Annotated in this window: 13 protein-coding genes; 3 read left to right on the top strand and 10 right to left on the bottom strand. The window is 71.5% G+C overall.

What is annotated here, in order from left to right; all coding sequences use genetic code 11:
• On the bottom strand, nt 1-9675 hold the full coding sequence (locus WS54_RS21450) for a non-ribosomal peptide synthetase (RefSeq protein ID WP_059785980.1): 9675 nt from the start codon (nt 9673-9675) through the stop codon (nt 1-3).
• A gap of 270 nt (nt 9676-9945) precedes the next feature.
• Between WS54_RS21450 and WS54_RS21445 the strand changes: the two genes are divergently transcribed.
• Nucleotides 9946-11691 carry a cyclic peptide export ABC transporter gene (locus tag WS54_RS21445; protein WP_059785696.1) on the top strand — a complete coding sequence of 582 codons (1746 nt, stop codon included), beginning with the start codon at nt 9946-9948 and terminating at the stop codon, nt 11689-11691.
• Between the two features lie 192 nt (nt 11692-11883).
• On the opposite strand, the gene WS54_RS21440 is transcribed toward WS54_RS21445, so the two are convergent.
• The 7 genes from WS54_RS21440 to WS54_RS21410 form a co-directional block, all read right to left on the bottom strand.
• Nucleotides 11884-12906: an ABC transporter substrate-binding protein gene (locus WS54_RS21440; RefSeq protein WP_059785690.1), complete on the bottom strand. Its 1023-nt coding sequence runs from the start codon at nt 12904-12906 to the stop codon at nt 11884-11886.
• Nucleotides 12903-13703, bottom strand: coding sequence for a siderophore-iron reductase FhuF (gene fhuF / locus WS54_RS21435; RefSeq protein ID WP_059785687.1), 801 nt, complete (start codon nt 13701-13703; stop codon nt 12903-12905). The genes WS54_RS21440 and fhuF overlap by 4 nt, the downstream gene beginning before the upstream one ends.
• On the bottom strand, nt 13700-15790 hold the full coding sequence (gene fhuB / locus WS54_RS21430; protein ID WP_059785683.1) for a Fe(3+)-hydroxamate ABC transporter permease FhuB: 2091 nt from the start codon (nt 15788-15790) through the stop codon (nt 13700-13702). The genes fhuF and fhuB overlap by 4 nt, the downstream gene beginning before the upstream one ends.
• On the bottom strand, nt 15787-16635 hold the full coding sequence (locus WS54_RS21425; protein WP_034207281.1) for an ABC transporter ATP-binding protein: 849 nt from the start codon (nt 16633-16635) through the stop codon (nt 15787-15789). The genes fhuB and WS54_RS21425 overlap by 4 nt, the downstream gene beginning before the upstream one ends.
• Nucleotides 16632-17642, bottom strand: coding sequence for a TauD/TfdA family dioxygenase (locus WS54_RS21420; protein WP_059785680.1), 1011 nt, complete (start codon nt 17640-17642; stop codon nt 16632-16634). The genes WS54_RS21425 and WS54_RS21420 overlap by 4 nt, the downstream gene beginning before the upstream one ends.
• A 46-nt stretch (nt 17643-17688) precedes the next feature.
• Nucleotides 17689-17931, bottom strand: coding sequence for an MbtH family protein (locus WS54_RS21415; RefSeq protein WP_006476052.1), 243 nt, complete (start codon nt 17929-17931; stop codon nt 17689-17691).
• An 85-nt stretch (nt 17932-18016) separates the two neighbouring features.
• Nucleotides 18017-18685, bottom strand: a complete 669-nt coding sequence (locus WS54_RS21410; RefSeq protein ID WP_059785676.1) for an RNA polymerase factor sigma-70 — start codon at nt 18683-18685, stop codon at nt 18017-18019.
• A gap of 293 nt (nt 18686-18978) precedes the next feature.
• Between WS54_RS21410 and WS54_RS21405 the strand changes: the two genes are divergently transcribed.
• Both WS54_RS21405 and WS54_RS34025 read left to right on the top strand, forming a co-directional pair.
• Nucleotides 18979-19227, top strand: a complete 249-nt coding sequence (locus tag WS54_RS21405) for a hypothetical protein (RefSeq protein ID WP_082725187.1) — start codon at nt 18979-18981, stop codon at nt 19225-19227.
• A gap of 43 nt (nt 19228-19270) precedes the next feature.
• Nucleotides 19271-19408 (top strand): HHHH-motif protein, encoded by a 138-nt coding sequence (locus tag WS54_RS34025; RefSeq protein ID WP_014897078.1) that lies wholly within the window; start codon nt 19271-19273, stop codon nt 19406-19408.
• Between the two features lie 74 nt (nt 19409-19482).
• On the opposite strand, the gene WS54_RS21400 is transcribed toward WS54_RS34025, so the two are convergent.
• Together WS54_RS21400 and WS54_RS21395 are read right to left on the bottom strand one after the other, a co-directional pair.
• Nucleotides 19483-20862, bottom strand: coding sequence for an ATP-binding protein (locus WS54_RS21400; RefSeq protein WP_059785674.1), 1380 nt, complete (start codon nt 20860-20862; stop codon nt 19483-19485).
• On the bottom strand, nt 20859-21524 hold the full coding sequence (locus WS54_RS21395; protein WP_059785671.1) for a response regulator transcription factor: 666 nt from the start codon (nt 21522-21524) through the stop codon (nt 20859-20861). Before WS54_RS21395 ends, WS54_RS21400 begins: the two co-directional genes overlap by 4 nt.
• Nucleotides 21525-21528: the final 4 nt, after the last annotated feature.

Below are 21528 nucleotides of genomic sequence, written 5' to 3'. Positions count from 1 at the left end.
TTATTGGGTTTCCAGTTCGCCGAGCAGCGCGTCGATCGCGCTTGCCGCGTCGGTTGTGCCGCGTGCCGCGCAGGCCGCGTCGATCGCTTGCGCGCAGCGCGCCAGCGTGCGCGTGTCGAACAGCGTGCGCAGCGGCAGCGCGAGCCCCCAATGCAGGTTGGCCTGCGCGTGGGCCTGCGTCGCGAGCAGCGAGTGGCCGCCGAGCAGGAAGAAATCGCCGTCGCGACCGATCGCGTCCACGTGCAGCACGCGCTGCCAGATTTGCGCGAGCGCACGCTCGGTATCGGTCGCGAGTTCGACGGCTTCGGTCGCTTCACGCACCGGCGCGGGCAGCGCATGGCGATCGCACTTGCCGTTCGGCGTGACGGGCAATGCATCGAGTTCGATCAGCTGCGACGGCACCATGTACGCCGGCAGTTGCGCACGCAGCGCATCGAGCAACGCCGCGCGGTCGAGCGGACCCGCGTCGCCGCGGGCGACGTAGCCGATCAGCTGCTCGTCGCGCACGATCACGACCGCGTCGTTGACGCCCGGCGCCGCGCGCAGCAGCGCCTCGATCTCGCCCGGCTCGATTCGCTGGCCGCGCAGCTTCACCTGCGTATCGACGCGGCCGAGGTAGTCGAGCGCGCCGTCCGCGCGCCGGCGCGCGAGGTCGCCGGTGCGGTACATGCGGCCCCCCGGCACGAACGGGTCGGGCACGAAGCGCTCGGCGGTCAGCGCCGGACGGCCGAGATAGCCGCGTGCGAGGCCCGCGCCCGCGAGATACAGTTCGCCGGTCGCGCCGGCCGGCACCGGCTGCCACGCGGCATCGAGCACGTGCAGTTGCAGGTTCGCGATCGGATGGCCGATCGGCACCGCGACCGCATGCGCGTCGTCGGGGCCGCAGGTCCAGTGCGACACGTCGATCGCGGCTTCGGTCGGCCCGTACAGGTTCACGAGCGTCGCGTTCGGCAAGAGGCGCGCCATCTTCGCGACGAGTTCGGCCGCCAGCGCCTCCCCGCTCGCGACGATCAGGCGCACGCTGTCGCATTGCGCGGCGGCCGAGAAGTCGTCGAGATACGCGGCGAACGCCGCGAGCATCGACGGCACGAAATGCAGCACCGTCACGCCGTGCGCGTGGATCGCGGCGGCCAGACGCGCCGGATCGCGGTGGTCGCCCGGCGCCGCGATCGCGAGCTTCGCGCCGATCGCGAGCGGCCACACGAATTCCCACACCGACACGTCGAAGCCGAACGGCGTCTTGTGCAGCACGACGTCGTCGCGCGTCAGCCGGTACGCGTGCTGCATCCACGCGATCCGGTTCGCGAGCGCGCCGTGCGTGTTGCCGGCGCCCTTCGGCTTGCCGGTCGAGCCGGACGTGTAGATCAGGTACGCGAGCTGCGCGTCGTCGATCGCGGCGGCATCATCGTCGGTATCGCCCGCTTCGTCGGCCAGCAGTTCCGCGACCGTCAGCAGTTGCGTCCCGGCGCCCTCGCCCAGCGCGGCCTCGACCTGTTCGCGCAGATGCGCCTGCGTGATCGCGACGGCCGGCCGCGCGTCGCGCAGCAGGTACGCAATGCGCTCGGCCGGATAGTCGGGATCGACCGGCAGATACGCGGCGCCGGCCTTCAGCACGCCGACGAGCGCCATCACCATGTCGAACGAGCGCTCGACGCACAACGCGACCGGCGTATCGGGCTGCACGCCCCGCCGGCGCAGCGCGGCGGCAATGCGCGACGTCGCGGCGTCGAGTTCGCGATAGGTCGCGCGCTGCACATGGCCGTGAGCGTCCGCGTATTCGAGCGCGGTCGCGTCGGGCGTCGCCCGTGCCGCGTCGCCGAATTGCAGGTGCAGCGGTTGCCGTCGTTCCACCGGCCAGGTACGCGCGGTGTCCTGCGCACGCGTTAGCGCATCGCGGGTCGCATCGTCGGCGATCGACAGCGTGCCGAGCCGCGCGTCGGGCGTCCGGGCCAGCGCATCGAGCGCGCAGGCGAAGGCGCGGTGCCAGGTCTCGACCTGACGCGCGTCGATGCGCGCGGTGTCGTAGCCGTAGTCGATCGTCAGTTCGACGCCGGTTTCGATCACGAGCGTCAGCGCGAAATCGGTCGCTTCGATGCTGCGTACGCCGCTCAACGCCAGCGCGCGCGGATCGGTATCGCGCGCGGTATCGTCCACCGGATAGTTCTCGAATACGACGAGCGTATCGAACAGTGCGCCGCCCGCCCCGCGCGCCCAGCGCTGGATGTCGGCGAGCGGCGTGTGCGCGTGTTCGGCGGCGGCCGCGTTCTCGCGTTGCAGCGTTTGCAGCCAGTCGGCCGCGCGTTGCTGCGGCGCCGGCGCGGTGATCACCGGCAGCGTGTTGATGAAAAGACCGAGCACCGAGTCGACGTCCGCGAGCGCATCGGGACGGCCCGCGACGGTCGCGCCGAACGCGACGGCCGGCTGGTGCGTCATCCGCTGCAGCGCGAGCGCCCATGCGCCCTGCACCAGCGTGTTGACGGTCAGTTTCAACGCGCGGGCGGTCTGCGCGACGCGCATCGTCGTGTCGGCGTCGAGCGTCGCGCGCCACGTGACCATCTTGGCATCCGCGCGGTCGGCCGTGCGTTCCGCGATCAGCGTGGGCGCATCGAGCCGCGCCAGGCGCTCGGTCCAGAAGCGCTCGTCGGCGTCGCGGTCGCGCGTGCCGAGCCACGCGATGAAGTCGCGATAGCGCAGCGCCGGACGGCTCGCGAACGGCGACACGGCGTCGGGGTCGCGGTAGTCGCGCAGCACGTCGGCGAGCAGCCGCGCGGTGCTCCAGCCGTCGAGCAGCACGTGGTGACGCGTCCATACGACGCGCCATGCGTCGTCCGTCACGCGGATCAGCGTGAGCCGCATCAGCGGCGGCTCGCGCCAGTCGAAGCCGCGTGCGCGATCGGCCGCGAGCCACGCGTCGAAATCGGCGTCGAGCGTGTCGCCGCGCGTGCGCCAGTCGAGCTGCTCGACCGGCATGCGCGCGTGACGATGCACGCACTGCAGCGGCGCGGCTTCGTCGGGCATCACGCTCGTGCGCAGGATGTCGTGACGCGCGACGGATGCGTCGAACGCGGCCGCGAGCCGGTCGGCGTCGAGCGCCGTTGCGGTCGCGACGAGCTGGTTCACGTAGCTCGCGTGGCCGGGCGCGAACAGCGCATGGAACAGGATGCCCTGCTGCATCGGCGACAGCGGATACACGTCGTCGATCGCGCGCCAGTCGAGCGGTGCGCGCTCGATCGCGGCCTGCGTGAGACCGGCCGCCTGCGCGAGCGGGAAATCGCCCGGCGTCGCGCCGGCGCCGCGATGCGCGACGCGCGACGCGCAGGCATCGACGAGTTCGCGCAGCGCGAGCGCGAAACGTTCGGCGAACGCGTCGATCGTCGCGCGTTCGAATTGCGGCGCACCGTAGACCCAGTGAACCTTCAGCGTGCGCGCGCCGTCGCCGTCCGCGTCGAGGTACGCATGGATCGCGAGCGTATTGCCGAGCGGGCCCTGCGGGTCGCGCTCGACGCCGGTGCCGCCGAAACGCGGGACGAGCAGTGCATCGCGCGGCGCGTCGAACTGGCCGAGATAGTTGAACGTGACGCGCGGGCGCGGCACGGCGGCCAGCGTCGCGCGCGTCGCCGTATCGCGATGGTGCGCGAGCACGCCGAAGCCGAGCCCCTTGTGCGGCACCGCGCGCAGCGTGTCCTTGACCGCGCACAGCGTGTCGCGGGCCGTCGCTTCGACCGGCAGCGTCACCGGGTAATGACTCGTCAGCCAGCCGATCGTGCGGCTGGCATCCGCGTCGTCGAACAGCGCTTCGCGGCCGTGCCCTTCCAGTTCGACCCGGCACGATGCTGCGCCGCGCGCGCCGGCCAGCGCCAGCGCGAGCGCCGCGCCGAGCAGCTCGATCGTCTGCGTGCGATAGGCCGCGTGCGCGTCGGTCAGCGCGGCGCGGGTCAATGCCGCGTCGATCGTCTGCACGACGACGGCCGCGTCGGCGTTCGTCGCCGCTGCATCGGGGTGATCGGGCACGATGTCGTCGCCCTGCGCCATGCCGGCCCAGTAGGCGGCTTCGGCGGCGAACGGCGACGCCGGTTCCGTTGCGGCGCGGGCGAGCCGGGCGGCCCACACGTCCGCGCGCAGGCCCGGTTGCGACAGGCGGATCGGCGTGCGCTCGCATGCGGCGCGATAAGCGGTGTCCAGGTCGTCGAGCAGGATTCGCCACGACACGCCGTCGACGATCGCATGGTGAATCGCGAGATAGAGCCGCGTCGAACCGTTCGGCAGCCGTGCCGCGCACGCGCACGCGAGCGGCCCGCTGCCGAGGTCGAGACGGCGTTGCAGCGCGTCGAAGCGCGCCAGCGCGTCGGCTTCGTCGCGCGCGGCGACTTCGACGAACGGCAGCGCGTCGTACGGCTTCGCCGCATCGCTCGCGTGCCACGCGCCGTCCGCGCCGCGCGCGAAGCGCTGACGGAACGCGTCGTGATGCGTGAGCAGCGCGTCGAATGCGCGGGCGAACGCGTCCGCGTCGAACGCGCCGCGCACATCGAACGACACCGCCTGGTTCCAGTGGCCGCGGTGCGGGATATCGAGCGCGAAGAAGCGTTGTTGCGCGGGCGTCAGGATCGACGTGGCAGCCGGCAGCGCGACGGCAGTCGCGTCTGCGCTTGCAGGCCGGGCGGCGATGGCCGTGTCGTCCGTTTTCGCGATGCGTGCGAGTTCGGCGACGGTCGGCCCGTCGAACAGCTGCTTCGGCGTGAAGCGCACGCCGCGCTTGCGCGCACGGGCGATCACCTGCAGCACGAGGATCGAATCGCCGCCGAGTTCGAAGAAATTGTCGTCGCGGCCGACTTTCGGCGCCTTCAGCACGGCCTGCCAGACGTCGGCGAGCACCGTTTCGACCGCGCCCTGCGGCGCGTCGCCGGACGCAACCGCGACCGGCACGGCCGCCCGCTCGCGCAATGCCGCGCGATCGATCTTGCCGTTCGCCGTCACGGGCAGGCGCGCCAGCGCGACGAATTGCGCGGGCACCATGTAGTCGGGCAGCGTCGCGGCGAGCGCGGCGCGCATCGCGGCCTCGTCGAATGTCGCGCCGTCGCGCATCACGACGAACGTCGCGAGCCGCAGGCGGCCATCGTGCTCGATCGCGAGCGTTTCGGCCTGCGCGATCGGGCCGGCCGCGCGCACGGCCGCACTCACCTCGCCCGGCTCGACGCGGTAGCCGCGAATCTTCACCTGGTCGTCGATACGGCCGAGGAAGACGAGGCGGCCGTCCGCGCGCAACCGCACGCGGTCGCCCGTGCGATACAGCCGCGCGCCGGGCGTGAACGGATCGGGCACGAAGCGTTCGGCGGTTTGCGCCGGGCGTCCGAGATAGCCGCGTGCGACGCCCGGCCCGCCCAGATACAGCTCGCCCGTCGCGCCGGCCGGCACGCACGCGCCGAACGCGTCGAGCACCAGCGCGCGCGCATTCGGCAGCGGCACGCCGAGCGGTACGCCGCTCGCGGGATCGCGCGCGCCGGCGGCGATCGACGCCGTGTCGCATGCGATCGCGCCGACCGTCGCTTCGGTCGGCCCGTAATGGTTGATCACGCGGCAGGCCGGTGCGAGCGCGGCCAGCCGCGCGACCAGCGCCCACGTGAGCGTTTCGCCGCCCGTGACGAGCGCGTGGCGCGGCAGCACGTCGGCCGGCGCGCGCGCATCGAGCAGCGCCTGCAGATGGCTCGGCACGATCTTCAGCACGCCGACGTCGCGACGGCGCATTTCGTCGGCGAACAGATCCGGATCGAACGCGCACGCGGCCGGCAGCAGGTGCAGCGTGCGGCCCGCGCACAACGCGCCGAACAGCGTCGTGTGGCCGAGATCGGCCGCAACGGTCGACACCATCGCGAACGACGCGTCGGGTGCGAATGCGAATTCGTCGAGCATCCCCTGCACGTAGTCGGCCAGCGCGCCGTGCGAGACGACGACGCCCTTCGGCGCGCCGGTCGAGCCCGACGTATAGATCAGGTACGCGCCCTGTTCCGGGTGCGGCGCGACGCGCACGCCGGCCGCATGGGCGAGCGTCGCGTCCTGCACGAGCGCGTCGACGTCGAGCGGCTGCGCGTCGAGGCCCGCCGGCCACGCGGCCGGCTCCGCGACGAGCGCCCAGCGCGCGCCGCAGTCGGCCGCCGCCGCGGCGAGTCGCGCGGCCGGCTGCGCGGGATCGAGCAGCACGGCCAGCGCGCCGGCTTTCAGCGCGCCGAGCAGACCGACGACGAAACGCGCCGAGCGCTCGATGCAGACGACGACGGCCGCTTCGGCGCCCACGCCGCGTTGCGCCAACGCCCGCGCGATGCGGTTCGATGCGTCGTCGAGCTCGGCGAACGTCAGCGATGCCGACGCGTCGGAAAGCGCGATGCGATGCGGATACGCGGCCGCCTGCCGGGCGAATGCGGCGACGACGTCGGCATGCTCGACTTGCAGCGCACGGCCGTTGCGCGGCTGGCGCGTCGCGGCCGATGCGTCGCACGGTAGCGTGGCGGTCGTGTACTGCGGATCGCGCGCGGCCGCGCCGACGAGCGCCGCATAGCTGTCGAGCCATGCACGCGCGGTATCGGCATCGATGCAGTCGGTCGCATAGGCCGCGACCAGTTCGATCCCGTTCGCGTCGTCGGTGAAATCCAGCGCGAAGTCGAAGCGCGCGGCGAGATCGGGCCCCGGCGTCGCGACCGCCGTGGCGCCCGGCAGCACGCTGTCGTGCCGTGCGTCGAACTGCTGCGCGAACTTCACCCGCAGCCATTCGTCGCCGCGCTTGACGGGCGGTTTCACGGCGTCGACGACGCGCTCGAACGGCACGTCCTGGTGCGCGACCGCGTCGAGCGCCGCGGTGCGCGCCGCGTCGACGAGCGCGCGGAACGGCAGCGTCGGCGCCACGCGTACGCGCAGCGCGACCGTATTCAGGAAAAGCCCCAGCAACGCACGCGTTTCGGGGCGCTGGCGATGCGCGACCGGCACCGCGACGACGACGTCCGTTTCGCCGGTCAGGCGCGACAGCCACGCGTCGAGCGCGGCCAGCAGCACCGTGAAGACGGTTGCCCGTGCGTCGCGTGCGAGCTGCCGCACGTCGGCCGCGACCGCGTCGGGCAGGCGCACCGACACGCGCGCGCCGTGCAGCGTGCGTGCCGCGCCCGGCTGACGGTCGACCGGCAGCGCGAGCGGGCCCGGCACGTCGCGCAACGCGCCGCGCCAGTAGTCGAGCTGGCGCGCGCCCTCGCCGCCGGCCAGCATGTCGCGCTGCCAGGCCGCGTAGTCGGCGTACTGGATCGGCAAGTCGGGCAGCGACGGTTCGCGGCCTTCGGCATACGCGCGGTATGCAGCCGACAGTTCGTCGAACGCGCAGCGCGAACTCCAGCCATCGGTGATCGCGTGATGCGCGGTCAGCAGCAGGCGGTGACGATCGTCGGCGAGCGCGATCAGTGTCGCGCGCAGCAGCGGGCCGCGCGCGAGGTCGAACGGCTCGGCCGCGTCGCGCTCGGCGAGTCGGGCGGCTTGCGCGTCGCGGGCGACCGGCGGCTGGTCGCGCAGGTCGACCGCGGCGATCGGCACCGGCAGATGCGCATGAATCCGCTGCATCACGACACCGTCGTCGTTGTCGACGAGCGTCGTGCGCCAGGCTTCGTGACGGCCGATCACGTGATCGAGCGCACGCTGCAGCGCGTCGCGGTCGAGCACGCCGTCGATCGTCCAGTGTGCGGCGATGTGATACGCGGCGCTGGCGTCGCGCGTTTGCGCGAGCACCCAGAAACGTTGCTGCGCGAGCGATGCCGCACGGTCGACGTGCGGCGCACCCTGCGCACCCGGCGCCGCCGCATCGGCCGTCGCACGGCGCGCGGCAATCGCGGCCACCGGTTCGCCGGTCTCGCGTTCCGCCCGGTCGAGCGTTGCGGCCAGTTCGGCGAGCGCCGGATCGGCGAACAGCGTATCGAGCCGCAGATTCACGCGCACGGTGGCGCGGATTGCGGCCTGTAACTGCATCGCGGCGAGCGAATCGGCGCCCAGCGCGAAGAAGCGATCGTCGCGCGACGGCGCGACGTCGAGGCCCAGCAGCGTCTGCCAGAGGCTCGCGATCTGCCGCTCGGTCGGCGTGCGCGGCGCCTCGCCCACGGCTTGCGCCGTGTCGCGCGCGGCGGCGATCCGCTCACGCAGCGCGGCACGGTCGAGCTTGCCGTTCAGCGTGTACGGCAGCGCATCGCAACGCACGAACCGATGCGGCTGCCACGCGGCCGGCAAGTGCGCGGCCACGTGCGCCTTCAATGCGGCATCGTCGGCCGCCGCGCGCAGCGCGACGCACGCGATCAGCCGCGTCGGCCCATTGGCGATTTCGGCCACCACGGCCGCGTCGGCCACGGCCGGGTGCGCGCGCAGGCATGCGGCGATTTCCGCCGGCTCCACGCGCACGCCGCGCACCTGAACCTGATCGTCGAGGCGGCCGAGATAGTCGAACGCGCCGTCGTCGCGCTGGCGTGCGAGGTCGCCGGTGCGATAGACGCGCGCACCGGGTTCGCCGTGCGCATCGGGAATGAAACGTTCGGCCGTGAGCGCCGCGCGACCGTGATAACCGCGTGCGACGCAGACGCCGCCGAGCAGCAACTCGCCCACGCCATCGGCCGCGGCGCCGTCGATGCGCGCCACGCGCGGGCCGATCGGGCGACCGATCGGCAGCGACGCATACGCGTCGTCCGCGGCCAGCGCCGGCGTTTCGCCCGGCTCGACCGGCCACAGCATCGGCGAGATCACGGCCTCGGTCGGCCCGTAACCGTTGATCAGGCGGACCGCCGGGAACGTGCGGCGCACGCATTCGAACGCCTGCTGCGGCAGCGCTTCGCCGCCGAACGCGAGTACGCGCAAGGCCGGCGGCACGCCGTCGCGCGCGGCGACGGCCGCGAATTCGCGCAGGTAAGCGGGCGGAAATGCCGCGACGCTGACCGCTTCACGCACCATCAGCGCATGCGCGGCGTCCGGCGAGAACGGCTGCGGCGGCGCGACGACGATGCCGGCGCCGACCGCGAGCGGTGCGAGCCAGCATTCGTGCGCGGCGTCGAAATTGACCGACGCGAAATGCAGCAGACGGTCGCCCGCCTCGATCGGCAGCGCGGCCGCGAGCGCGTCGCAATGCGCGGCGAGCGGCCCGTGCTCGACGACCACCGCCTTCGGCGTGCCGGTCGAGCCCGACGTATAGATCATGTACGCGGCCGAACGCGGGTGCACGGTCGTCGCGTCGTCGTCGAACGCATCGTCCTGCGCGACACCCGATGCGTCGGCCGTCGCGTCGAACGCGTGTTCGAACGGCGCGCCGAGCGCCGCGCGGCCGGCGGCGTCGACGATGCCGTGCCGCAGTTGCGCGTCCCACACGATCCAGTCGAGGCGTGCGGCCGGATGGCGCGGATCGAGCGGCACGAACACGCCGCCTGCCTTGAGCACGGCCAGCAGCGCGACGAACAGTTCGCACGAACGCTCGACGCACACGCCGACCCGCACTTCGGCGCCGACGCCGGCCGCGCGCAATTGCCGGGCGAGTTGCGATGCACGTGCGTCGAGCGCACCGCGCGACAGGCGCAGGTCGTTCTGGAAAGGCACCGCGATCGCGGGTGCGTCGGGCGCGATGCGCGCCAGTGCGCGGATTCGGTGATGCAGCGCAGTCGGGAAACTCGTCATGTGCGTGAAGTCCTTCGGTCCGGCCGCTTCGGCCAAGTCTCGGGGCCGCTTGGGGCGGCTTCACTGGTGTGACGAACGACGCGGCCGATTTTTTACCGTTTTGCCCGCAAAGTGCGCGCGACCGTTTTTTTGACGATGGGGCTAAATATTTGCGCGGCCCGTTCGTCTATCAGGGAGGAACGCCGCAACGGGGCCGGTCCCGCCCGCTGCGTTCGCGCCGGATTTGCCGTTTTCGCGTTATTGCCTGCCTTCCCTTTACCGACGTTGCCGATGACAGCCGCCCACGAGCCTTCTTCCCCGCCGTCCCTCGACGCTTCCCCCGCCCGCCCCGCGGCGCGCCTGATCCTTGCGCTGCTGCGCGAAAGCCGCGTGTCGCTCGCGCTGGCGCTCACCGCGTGCGTGCTGAACGGCGTCGCGAGCGTGCTGCTCGTCGCGACGCTGAATCGCGCGCTGTCGCAACCGGCGGCAGCCGATGCATCGCTCGCGTGGCGCTTCGCGCTGTGCGCGGTGATCGCGCTCGTCACGCGGATCGTGTCGGGCACGCTGTTTGCCCGCCTGTCGCAGGACACGATGGCGCGGCTGCGCGTGCATCTGGCGCGGCGCGTCGGCGCGGCCGAATTGCGCGACATCGAGCGAATCGGCGCCGCCCCCGTGCAGTCGGTGCTGACCGACGACGCGACCAACGTGTCGATGCTGTTCTTCGCGTTGCCGAACCTGGTCATGCACGGCTCGATCGTGTTCGGCTGCCTCGGCTATCTGGCGTGGCTGTCCTGGCCCGTGTGCGTGCTGGCGCTGGCCGCGATCGTCGCCGGCTCGCTCGGCTATCACACCGGCGACCGCCGCGCGATCGCGTCGCTCGAAGCCGCGGGCCACGCGCAGGACCGCCTGTTCGGCTATCTCGGCTCGCTGTTCTCCGGCGCGAAGGAGCTGAAGCTGCACGATGCGCGCGCCCGCCAGTTCGTCGACGGCCAGCTCGGCGCCGCGATCGGCGAGGTGCGCGACCACCGCCGCCGCGCGTTCAGCGCGTATGCGGTCGGGGTCGGTTGGATCATCTTCCTGTTCTACGTGTTCCTCGGCGTCGCGTCGTTCTGGCCGCAGCTCGGCGTGCATGCCGACCCGGCCGCGGCCGCCGGCTACGTCGTCGTGTTCCTGTTCATGCTCGTGCCGCTCGACGGCCTGCTGAACAACCTGCCGACCGTCAACGCGGCGCGCGTGTCGCTCACGCGGATCGAAGGCGTGATGGCCGAATTCGGCGCGCTGCGCACGATGCCGCCCGCGGCCGACGCACCCGACGTGCCGCCGGCCGGCGCCGTCACGCTGCGCGGCGTCACGCACGCGTATTTCCACGAGCGCGACGAACGGATGTTCAGCATCGGGCCGATCGACCTGACGATCAGGCCGGGCGAGCTCGTGTTCATCGTCGGCGGCAACGGCAGCGGCAAGACGACGCTCGCCAAGGTGCTGACGGGGCTCTACGAGCCCGAGCAAGGCACGATCGAGGTCGACGGCCGCACGATCGGCTGGCGCGAGCGCGCGGCCTACCGGCAGCGCTTCAGCGCGGTGTTCAACGATTTCCATCTGTTCGATGCGCTGCTCGGCATCGTCGACCCCGACGATCCGTCGCGCGCGCAGGCCGACGCGCGGGCGAACGCGCTCGTCGCGAAACTCGCGCTCGACCACAAGGTGAAGGTGGTCGACGGCGCGTTCTCGACGCGCGCGCTGTCGACCGGGCAGCGCAAGCGGCTCGCGCTCGTCGTCGCGTATCTGGAGGATCGTCCGTTCTACCTGTTCGACGAATGGGCGGCCGACCAGGATCCGTCGTTCAAGGCCGTGTTCTACGAGCAATTGCTGCCCGAGCTGCGCGCGCGCGGCAAGGCCGTGATCGTGATCACGCACGACGACCGCTACTTCGATCTCGCCGACCGTCTGCTGAAGCTCGACAACGGGCGCATCGTCAGCGACACGCAACCGGCGCGACTGCGTGCGCAGGATGGCGTCGATGCGCTGAGCGCGTAACGCGACGGCCGATCGAAAAATTGCCGGCACGCTGCACTGGCAGTAGGTCGGCGATTGTCGTTTCGGCAGGGAGTCGGGCTCACGCGTGGAGAAGAGAAAAAGGCGGAAGCCACGCATCGTCAAGCGAACACGGCGACCTGCCAGTTCACGCGGCGGCCCCAGCGGCCGCCCCCGGCGGCATCCTCCGCGCGCTCAGCGCACGGCCGGCAGCTTCAGCATCGTGTCGGTCATCACGTCGGCCAGCTTCAGCGCCGACATCGGGCCGCCGAATCCCCAGATGTTGCGCTCGATCAGCGCGATCCGGTGCGCCTTCAGCGCGGGCACGAAACGCCACACCGGCGAATCGAGTTTGGCCGACAACGGCACGTCCATCCCCGACGCGGTCACGAACAGCACGGCGAGATCGCGCTGCCGCAGCAGATCGGCCGACGTCACGTACAGCGTGCCTTCCCGCGTCGGCTTCTTCGGCCACGGATCGAGCCCGAGCGCCCGCGCGAGGCCCGCGGACGTGCTGTTGCCCGTATAGGCCCAGTAACGATCGGGCAAGCCGAGATCCTGCAGCAGCGCGACGCGCTCGCCGGCGCGGCCCGCGGCCGCGAGCCGCGCCGCATTGCGCGCGATGCCGGCGTCGAGTTGCGCTTCGACTGCCTGCGCGCGCGCGTCGCGCCCCGTCACCTTGCCGATCGTCCGGAAGATCTGCCGCATCCAGTCGAGCTGCGTGACCGGCACGCCGCCCTCCGACACGTTCGGGCTGAACTGGAACAGGATCGTCGGCGCGATCCGGTCGAGCGCGTCGAAGATCGGCGCATGCCGGAAGCCGACGCCGATGACGAGATCCGGCTTGACCGCCGCGATCGCCTCGAGCCCGGGCTCCTGCCGCGAGCCGACGTCGGTCACGCGCGCGAGCTGCTCGCTCCGGTAGCCGAGCCAGCCCGGGTAGAACGCCGTATCGGCCATCCCGACCGGCACGATGTCGAGCGCGATCACGCTTTCCGCGAACATGAAGTCGAGCGCGACCACGCGCTGCGGCCGCACGGGCATCGTCGCGCTGGCCTGCGACACGACGGGATTGCCGGCCAACGACACGGCGCCTTGCGTACCGCTTGCGCCCCCGGCCGCGGAAACGGCGGCCGCCGATGCGGACAACGCGCCGCAGCACGCGGCGCCGAGCGCGGCGAGTGCACCGAGCGCGTGCCGGCGGCCGGGGCGCGTCACCGGATCGCGTCCTGCTCGGCCAGCGCCGCGTCGTCCATCGTCAGTAGCAGGGGGCAGCTTCCACACAGTTGCGTTTCTCCAGGAATTTCGTAGCGCAGGCAGCACACGCGGCGCGCGCGAAACGGCGTCGGCAGCAGCGGCGAGCGCGGCAGCGCGTCGCGCACGGGCATGCGCAACGGATTCGGCTCGCCGTGCACGCAGGTCGAACCGAACAGCCAGCTCGCGTCGCGAACGGGATCCGCCGCGCACGGCAGCGAACGATACGTATCGAGCAGATAGTCGAGCAGATTGCCCGCGTTGCTCCACAGCACGCGCGGCGTGACGCGCCCCATCGCCGCGAGCAGGTCGATCACCGCGCCGAGATGCGCGACGAGCCCCGCATAGCGCGGCTCGGGATCGTCGCACGGCGCACCGAGCGCATCGCTCGCGAAATACAGCGCGGCCGGCATCCCGTCGTCGAGCGCGACGAACGTGCGCTCGGGCGTCATGTCGAGCGGCCGGCCGAGCGTGAGCGCGGCGACGACGCCGGCCGGCGCCGCGCGGCCGAAATAGTATTTGCTCCACTGCGACATCAGCGCACGCGCATGCTGCGTCGGATCGCCGCCGTAATGGTCGACCATCGCGCCGAGCACGGCGTCGCGGTGCGCAGGCAACGCGCTGACGGGCACGACGATGCGGCCCGGCGCGCGTGCATCGTCGGGCATGCCGAGCCACACGACGTCGAGGTGTTCGGCGAACGGTTGCGGCGCGAACGCCGAAAAGCGCGTGGCGCGCGCGCCGTCGAGCGACGGCGTCATCGCCCCGCGCGCCGGGCGCGGCGCCCCTCGAGAATCAGCAGCCCGAGCAGGTACGGTGCGCCGATCAGCGCAGTGAGCACGCCGGCCGGCACTTCGCGCGGCGCGACGACGATGCGCGCCGCGAGATCCGCGGCGCCGAGGATCAACGCGCCGCACGCCGCCGCGAGCCACAGCCGCGTGCGATGCCGGCGCGCGCCGAGCATCGTCGCGACGTGCGGCGCCATCAGCCCGATGAAGCCGACCGGCCCGACCGCCGCGACCGCCGCGCACGCGGCAAGCGTCGCGATCGTCAGCGCGAGCGGCCGCAGCGCCGCCACCGGCAGGCCGAGCGCAGCGGCCTGGTCGTCGCCGAGCGCGAGCATGTCGAGCGGTTTCGCGAGCCACGCGAACACCGGCACCGCGAGCGCGCACCACGGCAACAGCATCGACACCTCGCCCCAACTGCGGCCATACGTGCCGCCGACGAGCCACACGACGAAGCGCGCGGGCTGCACGCTTTCCTGCGTGATCAGCCATTGCGCGAGCGTGGTCCACAACGCGCCGATCACGATGCCCGTCAGCGCGACCGCGAGCGGCGCGTAGCGATGCCGGTGATTCAGCGCGAGCGTGATCGCGAGCGACAACCCGCCGCCGATCAGCGCGGCGGCGGCAAGCGTCACGTGGCCCATCAGCGGCCACGTCGACAACGCGAACAGCGTGACGAGCCCCGCGCCCTGCGTGACGCCGAGCACTTCGGGGCCTGCGAGCGGATTGCGCACGACGCTCTGCATCGCGACACCGCTGACGGCAAGTAGCGCGCCGGCGAGCAGTGCGCACAGCAGGCGCGGCAGGCGCAGGTCGATCAGCATGCGTGCGAGCGCATCGTGACCGGACAGCGCGGCCAACCAGCGCGCGGGCGACAGCCACTCCGGCCCGGCCGACACGCCGATCAACACCACCAGCCCGCCCGTCGCGACGAACAGCGCGGTGCGCAGCGGCCAGTCGAGTCGTTCAAGCCAGCCGACGAGCCGCGTCGCGCCGCCGCCCGCCGCGCGTTCGGCATCCGCGTGCAGCACGCCCGACCACGCGGCGCCGCGCCGGATCATCGCGAGCATCAGCGGCGTACCGACCAGTGCGATCGCGACGCCGGTCGACAGCGTCGCGTCGAGGCCCGACGCGAGCACCGCGCTGTCGGTGACGAGCACGAGCGCGCCGCCGGCGAGCGCCGACAGCGGCACCAGCGCGCCGAGCCGGGCCGCGCGCGCGCCGCGCACCTGGCGCAGCAGGTTCGGCGCGACGAGGCCGACGTACGACAGCGGGCCGGCGATGCTGACGGCCACGCTCGTGAACGCGACCGCGACGATCGTCGCGGCGAGTCGCGTCGCATCGACGCGCACGCCGGCCGCGGCCGCCGCATCGTCGCCGAGCGTGAGCGGATTCAGCGGCCGGATCACGAACGGCAGCGCGATCAGCGGCACGACGAGCCAGCGCGCGGCGAGCGCGAGACCCGTCGCGCCCGGCTGGTACAGGCTGCCGTTGGTCCACAGCGCGGCGCCCGCGATGTTCTGCTCGAAGAACGCGAGCACGAGTGTCGACAGCGCGGCGAACAGCAGCATGCACACGCTGCCCGCGAGCACGAGCCGCAACGGCGTCGCGCGCCAGCCGCCCGCCGCGACGATCGCGCACGCGGCCGCGGCGAGCCCGCACACGAACAGCAGCGGCACCGACGCGACGCCCGCCAGCGTCGGCACGAGCATCGCCGCGAGCAGGCCGAGCTGGGCGCCGCCCGTCACGCCGAGCAGGTCGGGCGACGCGAGCGGATTGCGCGTGAGCGACTGGAACAGCGCGCCGGCGATGCCGAGGCAGCCGCCGGCGACGAGCGCGGCCGCGACGCGCGGCAGATTGAGATCGAACAGGAATACGTGCGCGAGCGACGCGGCATCGCTGCCGGGCGCCGCGCCCCACCACACGCGCAGATCGGGGGCAATCCGCAGCGCCGCGAGCAGCGCGATCAGCGCGACGAGGCAGAACGCGATCGCGCCGGCCCGCCCCGTCGTCGCTCCGTGGCCCGTCGCCGCGAGGCGCTTGCGCATCGCGAACGTCGTCATACGGCGAGATCCCGGTCGAAGACGCCGGCCGCCTGCGCCGCGCCGTCGGTCGACGGCCCGTAGGCCGGCACGCACATCGGTGCGCCCGTGCGCGGATGCGCGAGCTTCAGCATCTCGACGCCGAACGCCGCGCGCAGCCGCGCCGGGTCGAGCATCGCGTCGGGCGTGCCCTGCGCGACGAGGCGGCCCGCGCGCATCAGCACGATCTCGTCGCTGTACGCGGCCGCCTGGTTCAGGTCGTGCAGCACCCACACGATCGTCAGCCCGCGCGCGCGGTTCAGCGCACGCAGCGCATCGAGGATGTCGAGCTGGTGATGAATGTCGAGATAGGTCGTCGGTTCGTCGAGCAGCACGATCGGCGCCTGCTGCGCGAGCGCCATCGCGATCCACGCGCGCTGGCGCTCGCCGCCCGACAGCGCGCCGACGTCGCGCTGCGCATCGTCGGCGAGGCCGCTCGTCTCGAGCGCCTCGTCGATTGCCGCATGATCGATCCGCGACAGGCCGCGCAGGAAGCCGCCGTACGCATAGCGCCCGTACGCGACGAGCTCGCGCACCGTGAGGCCAGACGGAATCTGGTTGAACTGCGCGAGCATCGTCAGCTCGCGCGCGAGCGCGCGACGGCGAAACGATGCAAGGGGCTTGCCGTTCACTTCGACATGGCCGGCACGCGCGGGCTGCAGGCCCGCCAGCGTGCGCAGCAGCGTGCTCTTGCCGCAGCCGTTCGGCCCGCACAGCGCGGTGACGCGGCCGGCCGCGATCGACAGGTCGAGCCCGTCGATCACGACATGGTCGCGATATCCCACCGACAGCCCGCGCGCGGCAAGCGCGGCGGTACTACGCGTCATCGATCCTCCGTTCGGTCGCGCGGGACCGTGTAACTCTGCGCCATCGCGACGACGACCTTGCGCGGCCCCTCGAACGGGTCGCGTGCATGCGCGCTCAGCATGTTGTCGAGCATCAGCACGTCGCCGGTGCGCCACGGGAACACGATGCGCTGCTGGTCGAGCACCCCGCGGATCTGCGCGAGCGCGTCGGCCTCGAGCGGTTCGCCGTCGCCGTAGTACACGTTGCGCGGCACGTTCTCGAGCCCGACCGCATCGACGAGCGCTTCCTGCATGTCTTCGTCGAGCGCCGACAGGTGAAACAGGTTCGCCTGGTTGAACCAGACGCGCTCGCCCGTGCGCGGATGGCGCGCGATGGCCTGGCAGCGTTCGCGCGTGCGCAGCAGCAGTTCGCCGTCGTCGTCGGTACGCCACGCGCACTCGATGCCGCGCGCCGCGCACATCCGCTCGACCTCGGCCGGCTCGTCGGTGCCGAACGACTGCTGCCACGGCAAGTCGAGCCCTTGCCCGAAATTGCGCACGTACAGCAGCTCGCGTTTCTCGAAGCGCGCGACGAGCGCCGGATCGAGCGCACGGTACACGGCGCGGCTGTCCGCGATCGGCGTCGCCCCGCCCTTCGGCGCGGCGAGCGCGCAGTGGAACCAGATGCGCAGCGGCCATTCGCGCGTGTACGACTGTTCGTTGTGCAGCGGAATCGCGCGGTGCGGCGGGTATTCGGTCGACGTGTAGACCGCGCCTTCGACCTGGCTGCGCGGCGTCGACGCGTATTCATAGCCGATCAGCGGATCGCCGAACGACGCCGCGAATTGCTGGAACGCGTCGATCGACGGCACGCGAAAGCCCGTGAACAGCACGCCGCCCGCCCGTTCGAGCGTGTCGGCCGCGATCTCGCGCGCCAGCGGCGCGACGTCGTCGATCGACATCCCGTCGTTGCCGCGCGGCGACACGACGGTGGGCAGCCCCGGCTCGATACGCAGGTCGTCGAGCGTCGGCAACGAAAGCAGGGTCATGCAAACGTCCTCTTCAGGTGAGGCGCCGCACCCGCGGCGCAGCAGGTCACGACGCGCGCGTCGCGCGCTCGCCGTCCATCGCGCGGCGCAGGCTCGCCGGGCGCATGTCGGTCCAGACGGTCTCGATGTGCGCGAGACAATCGGCCTTCGGGCCGCTCACGCCCACTTCGCGCCAGCCGGCGGGCACGGGCCGGAACGTCGGCCAGATCGAATACTGTTCTTCGTCGTTGATGACGACCGTATAGACGAGATCGTCGGTGTCGGCGGAAGGCGTCGGGGCTTGCGTCATGATCGGAAATCGCTGGGCGGTTGAAGGAGGCGAAGCGGCGGATTCGGCCGCTCCTGTCTGATAGACGGTTGACCGGCGCGTATTTTTACCGCCGCCGCGCGCGGCCGCCGAGGAACACCGGGCACGCGACGCCGCGATGGCATGCGTCGAGGCATTCCGCGCAATGGCGCTCCGCGTCGCGCACCATGAAATGCACGAGCGTCTGCGACACGTTCAGCGCGCGCGCCGCGGTCTGCAGCGTCTCCTCGCGCAGCCGCACCATCTCGAAGGCCGCACGGCTGCGCGCCGGCAGGTCGTCGAGCGCGGCCCACACGCGCCGCAGCGTATCGCGTGTCATCAGCGCGGCTTCCGGCGTCGGCTCGGGCGACGGCACGTCGAAGCCGTCGTCCTCTTCCGTGTGATAGACGTTTTCCAGGCTCTGCCGGCGGCATGCGTCGATCGACGCATTGCGCACCATTCGCGTCACGTACGCGACCGGCTGGCGCACCGCGTCCTGGTTCGGGAATTCGACGAGCTTCACGAACACGTCGTGCACGACGTCTTCCGCGCGGCTCGCGCAACCGACGAAGCCGCGCGCGACGTTGACGAGCATCGCGCGATGGGCGATCAGCACGTCGAGCAACGCGCCCTGCGCACGGGGCTCGGACGCCCGGCGCGCACGCGGCGCGGCGCGCGGCGGCAAGTCCGGACAACTGCCGAGGAACGGGTTTGCCGCTGTCGCCGCCGGTCGGTCGAGTACTTCCGCCATGGCCATCGATCTGCTCCGTCAAATTCCGAGATAAGGAAATTTAACGTAAACGCAAATCATTCTCAATCCGATTACGTGATGACCCTTTGGGTCGTCAGGATTTGTCTGAACAATGGGTGGAATCGTCGTCGGCGCGCACGGGTGCGCATCCGCGCTGCGCGGACGGCCCGCACGCCGCGCACGCATGCTTTCACGTTCCTGACGAAACGCCTGCACGTGTCATCGGCGGTAGCAACTTCTTACCACGTGAAATTTTGGGGGCTCGTACGATCCACTTGCCGTTACCAAGGGAGAACGACATGAAATCCATCGTGTTATCCGCAGTCATGGTGGGCACGCTCTCGAGCGTGATGCTCGCCGGGTGCGTCGCCTACCCTGGCCCTGTCGAAGTCACGATCGGCTGGCATGGCGATCGTTACTGGGACGGAAATCGCTACTGGGAGCGCCGCGACTGGGAAGCCCGGCATCCCCCCGGCCCGCGCGACGACCGCGATCGCCGGGATGACCGCCGTGACGACCGTCGCGACGATCAGCGGCCGCAGTGGTGATGCCGCTGCGCACTCTTGATTCATTCAACGACAGGACCTCGACATGAAGACGCTACTGAAAACCCTCACCGCCGCCGCCGTGGCCGCCGCCGTGCTCGTGCCGGCCATCGCCGAAGCGCATCCGCACCGCGTGTGTCACTTCGAGCATCACCATCACAAGGTGTGCCGCTGGGTGCGTTGAGCGTCGCGTAGCCGATGCGAGAAAGCGCCGCTTGCCGGCGCTTTTTTTCGTTTCGACGCGACGCGGCGTCCACGCTAGCGCTGCCACCGCTCCGGCGCGAGCCAGATCGGAAACGACAGGATCACCGCGAGCCCGTGCCCGTCGATACCGGACGTCACGTCGACCGCCCCGCCATGAGACTCGGCGATGCGCGCGACCAGCGACAGGCCGATGCCGCTTCCCGGCTGCGCGGTGCCCGGCACCCGGTAGAAGCGTTCGAAGATTCGCCCGCGTTGATCGATCGGCACGCCCGGCCCGTCGTCCGCGATACGCAATCCGACCCGCCCTGCATCCGCAACGCCATCGCATGCGATCTCGACCCGTCCGCCTTCGCGGCCGTAACGCAGCGCGTTGTCGATCAGGTTGCGCACCGCGATCGCGATTTCGTCCAGGTCGCCCCACACGCATACCGGCTCGACCGCCACCCGCACTGTCTGCCCGCGCGCATGCGCGACCGCATCGAAGTCGCTCGCGATCAACGCAACCAGCCGTGCCAGGTCGACCGGCCCATGCTGCTCCGCACGCGAGCCGGCATCCAGCCGCGCCAGCTCGAGCAATTGCGCCGACAGCCGCGCGCTGCGCTCGACGCCCGTTGCCAGCCGGCGCAGCGCGGCGTCCTTGTCCGTCGGATCGTCCGCCCGCAATGCCACTTCCGCCTGCGCCGACAACGCTGCCAGCGGAATGCGCAATTCGTGCGCCGCATCGCCGATGAAACGGCGCTCGGTATCGACGGCCTGGCTCAGCCGCGCGAGCAGCCGATTGAACGATTCGACGAGCGGCCGGAGTTCGCGTGGCAGCATCGTCAACGGCAACGGCGAAAAATCGAACGCGGCCTTGTGCTGGATCGCCCGCTGAACCTCGCGCACCGGCCCGAACGACCAGCGGATCCCCCACCAGATCGCCACGCCCAGCATCGCGAGCATCACCGCCGTATTGAACAGGCCGAGCTGCACCGCATTGCTGGCCTTCTCCTGCCAGGTCGTGGCCGGCCCGCCGGTTTGCACGTGAATCCGGCCGGCCGGATCCGCGAGCGAGTAAACCCGCCAGGTCTCGTCGTGCGCGAGACCGCGTCCGGCGCTCACGCCGTATCCGTCGCGCATGTCGGCCTTGAGCGCCGGCCCCGGCGCATCCGCGCTGTGCATGACATTGCGGCCGTCGACCCAGATCTGGAACGCGACGTCGTATTTGCCGTACGCCGTTTTCGGCAACACCGCCTGCGTGCGCACTTCGGGCAGACGATCGATCGTATCGGGCAACGACAACAGCAGCAGTTGCGCGGCGCCCTCGAGCAAGCCGTCGCGCCAGCCGCGCTGTTCGCGCCACAGGCCGATGCCGAGAAACGCGCCCCAGCCGGCCCAGAACACGACGACCGTCGCCATCACGGTCGCGAGCAGGCGTACGCGCAGCGACCTCATGCCGTGCCCTCCCCGACGCGATAGCCGAAGCCGTGCACCGTCACGATCAGCTCGTCGCCGAGCTTGCGCCGCAATTGATGGATGTACACCGCGATCGTGTTGCTTTCGATTGCGCCGTCGTTGCCGTACACGCGCTCCTCGAGCTGCGCCCGCGTGACGACTCGCCCTTGCCGCTCCATCAGCGCGAGCAGCGTCCGGTATTCGTGGATGCTCAACGCGACCGGTTCGCCGGCGCGCGTGACTTCCCGGCGCGCCGGATCGACATGGACATCGCGGCAGACCAGCCGCTCCGACACGCGCCCCTGGCTGCGGCGCGTCAGCGCCCGAAGCCGCGCATACAGCTCGTCCAGCTGGAACGGCTTCACGAGATAGTCGTCGGCGCCGGCGTCGAGGCCGCGAATACGGTCGCTCAACTGATCGCGCGCGGTCACGATCAGCACCGGTGTCGCATCGTAGTTCGCCCGCATCGCGGCCAGCAGCGTGAAACCGGACGCGCCCGGCAGTTGCAGGTCGAGCAGCACCGCGTCGTAGTCGTGCCCGACGAGCGCGAGCCGCGCCGCCGGCACGTCGGCCGACCAGTCCGCGCGCCAGCCGTTCTGCGCGAGGCCGGCCCGCACGGCGTCGGCCAGCATCGCATCGTCTTCCACCAGCAGGATATGCATCGAT

This window comes from Burkholderia sp. NRF60-BP8 (assembly GCF_001522585.2).
Classification (GTDB): domain Bacteria; phylum Pseudomonadota; class Gammaproteobacteria; order Burkholderiales; family Burkholderiaceae; genus Burkholderia.
Note: the sequence above shows the minus strand (reverse complement) of the source record. Positions and strands in the feature narration are given on the sequence as shown.

Excerpts from the sequence above, each read along its gene's own strand:
- WS54_RS21450 (WP_059785980.1), bottom strand. The coding sequence starts at position 9,675 with ATGACGAGTTTCCCGACTGCGCTGCATCACCGAATCCGCGCACTGGCG.
- WS54_RS21415 (WP_006476052.1), bottom strand. The coding sequence starts at position 17,931 with ATGACGCAAGCCCCGACGCCTTCCGCCGACACCGACGATCTCGTCTAT.
- WS54_RS21425 (WP_034207281.1), bottom strand. The coding sequence starts at position 16,635 with ATGACGCGTAGTACCGCCGCGCTTGCCGCGCGCGGGCTGTCGGTGGGA.
- WS54_RS21445 (WP_059785696.1), top strand. The coding sequence starts at position 9,946 with ATGACAGCCGCCCACGAGCCTTCTTCCCCGCCGTCCCTCGACGCTTCC.
- WS54_RS21395 (WP_059785671.1), bottom strand. The coding sequence starts at position 21,524 with ATGCATATCCTGCTGGTGGAAGACGATGCGATGCTGGCCGACGCCGTG.
- WS54_RS21420 (WP_059785680.1), bottom strand. The coding sequence starts at position 17,642 with ATGACCCTGCTTTCGTTGCCGACGCTCGACGACCTGCGTATCGAGCCG.
- fhuF (WP_059785687.1), bottom strand. The coding sequence starts at position 13,703 with ATGACGCCGTCGCTCGACGGCGCGCGCGCCACGCGCTTTTCGGCGTTC.
- WS54_RS21405 (WP_082725187.1), top strand. The coding sequence starts at position 18,979 with ATGAAATCCATCGTGTTATCCGCAGTCATGGTGGGCACGCTCTCGAGC.
- WS54_RS21410 (WP_059785676.1), bottom strand. The coding sequence starts at position 18,685 with ATGGCCATGGCGGAAGTACTCGACCGACCGGCGGCGACAGCGGCAAAC.
- WS54_RS34025 (WP_014897078.1), top strand. The coding sequence starts at position 19,271 with ATGAAGACGCTACTGAAAACCCTCACCGCCGCCGCCGTGGCCGCCGCC.
- WS54_RS21400 (WP_059785674.1), bottom strand. The coding sequence starts at position 20,862 with ATGAGGTCGCTGCGCGTACGCCTGCTCGCGACCGTGATGGCGACGGTC.
- fhuB (WP_059785683.1), bottom strand. The coding sequence starts at position 15,790 with ATGACGACGTTCGCGATGCGCAAGCGCCTCGCGGCGACGGGCCACGGA.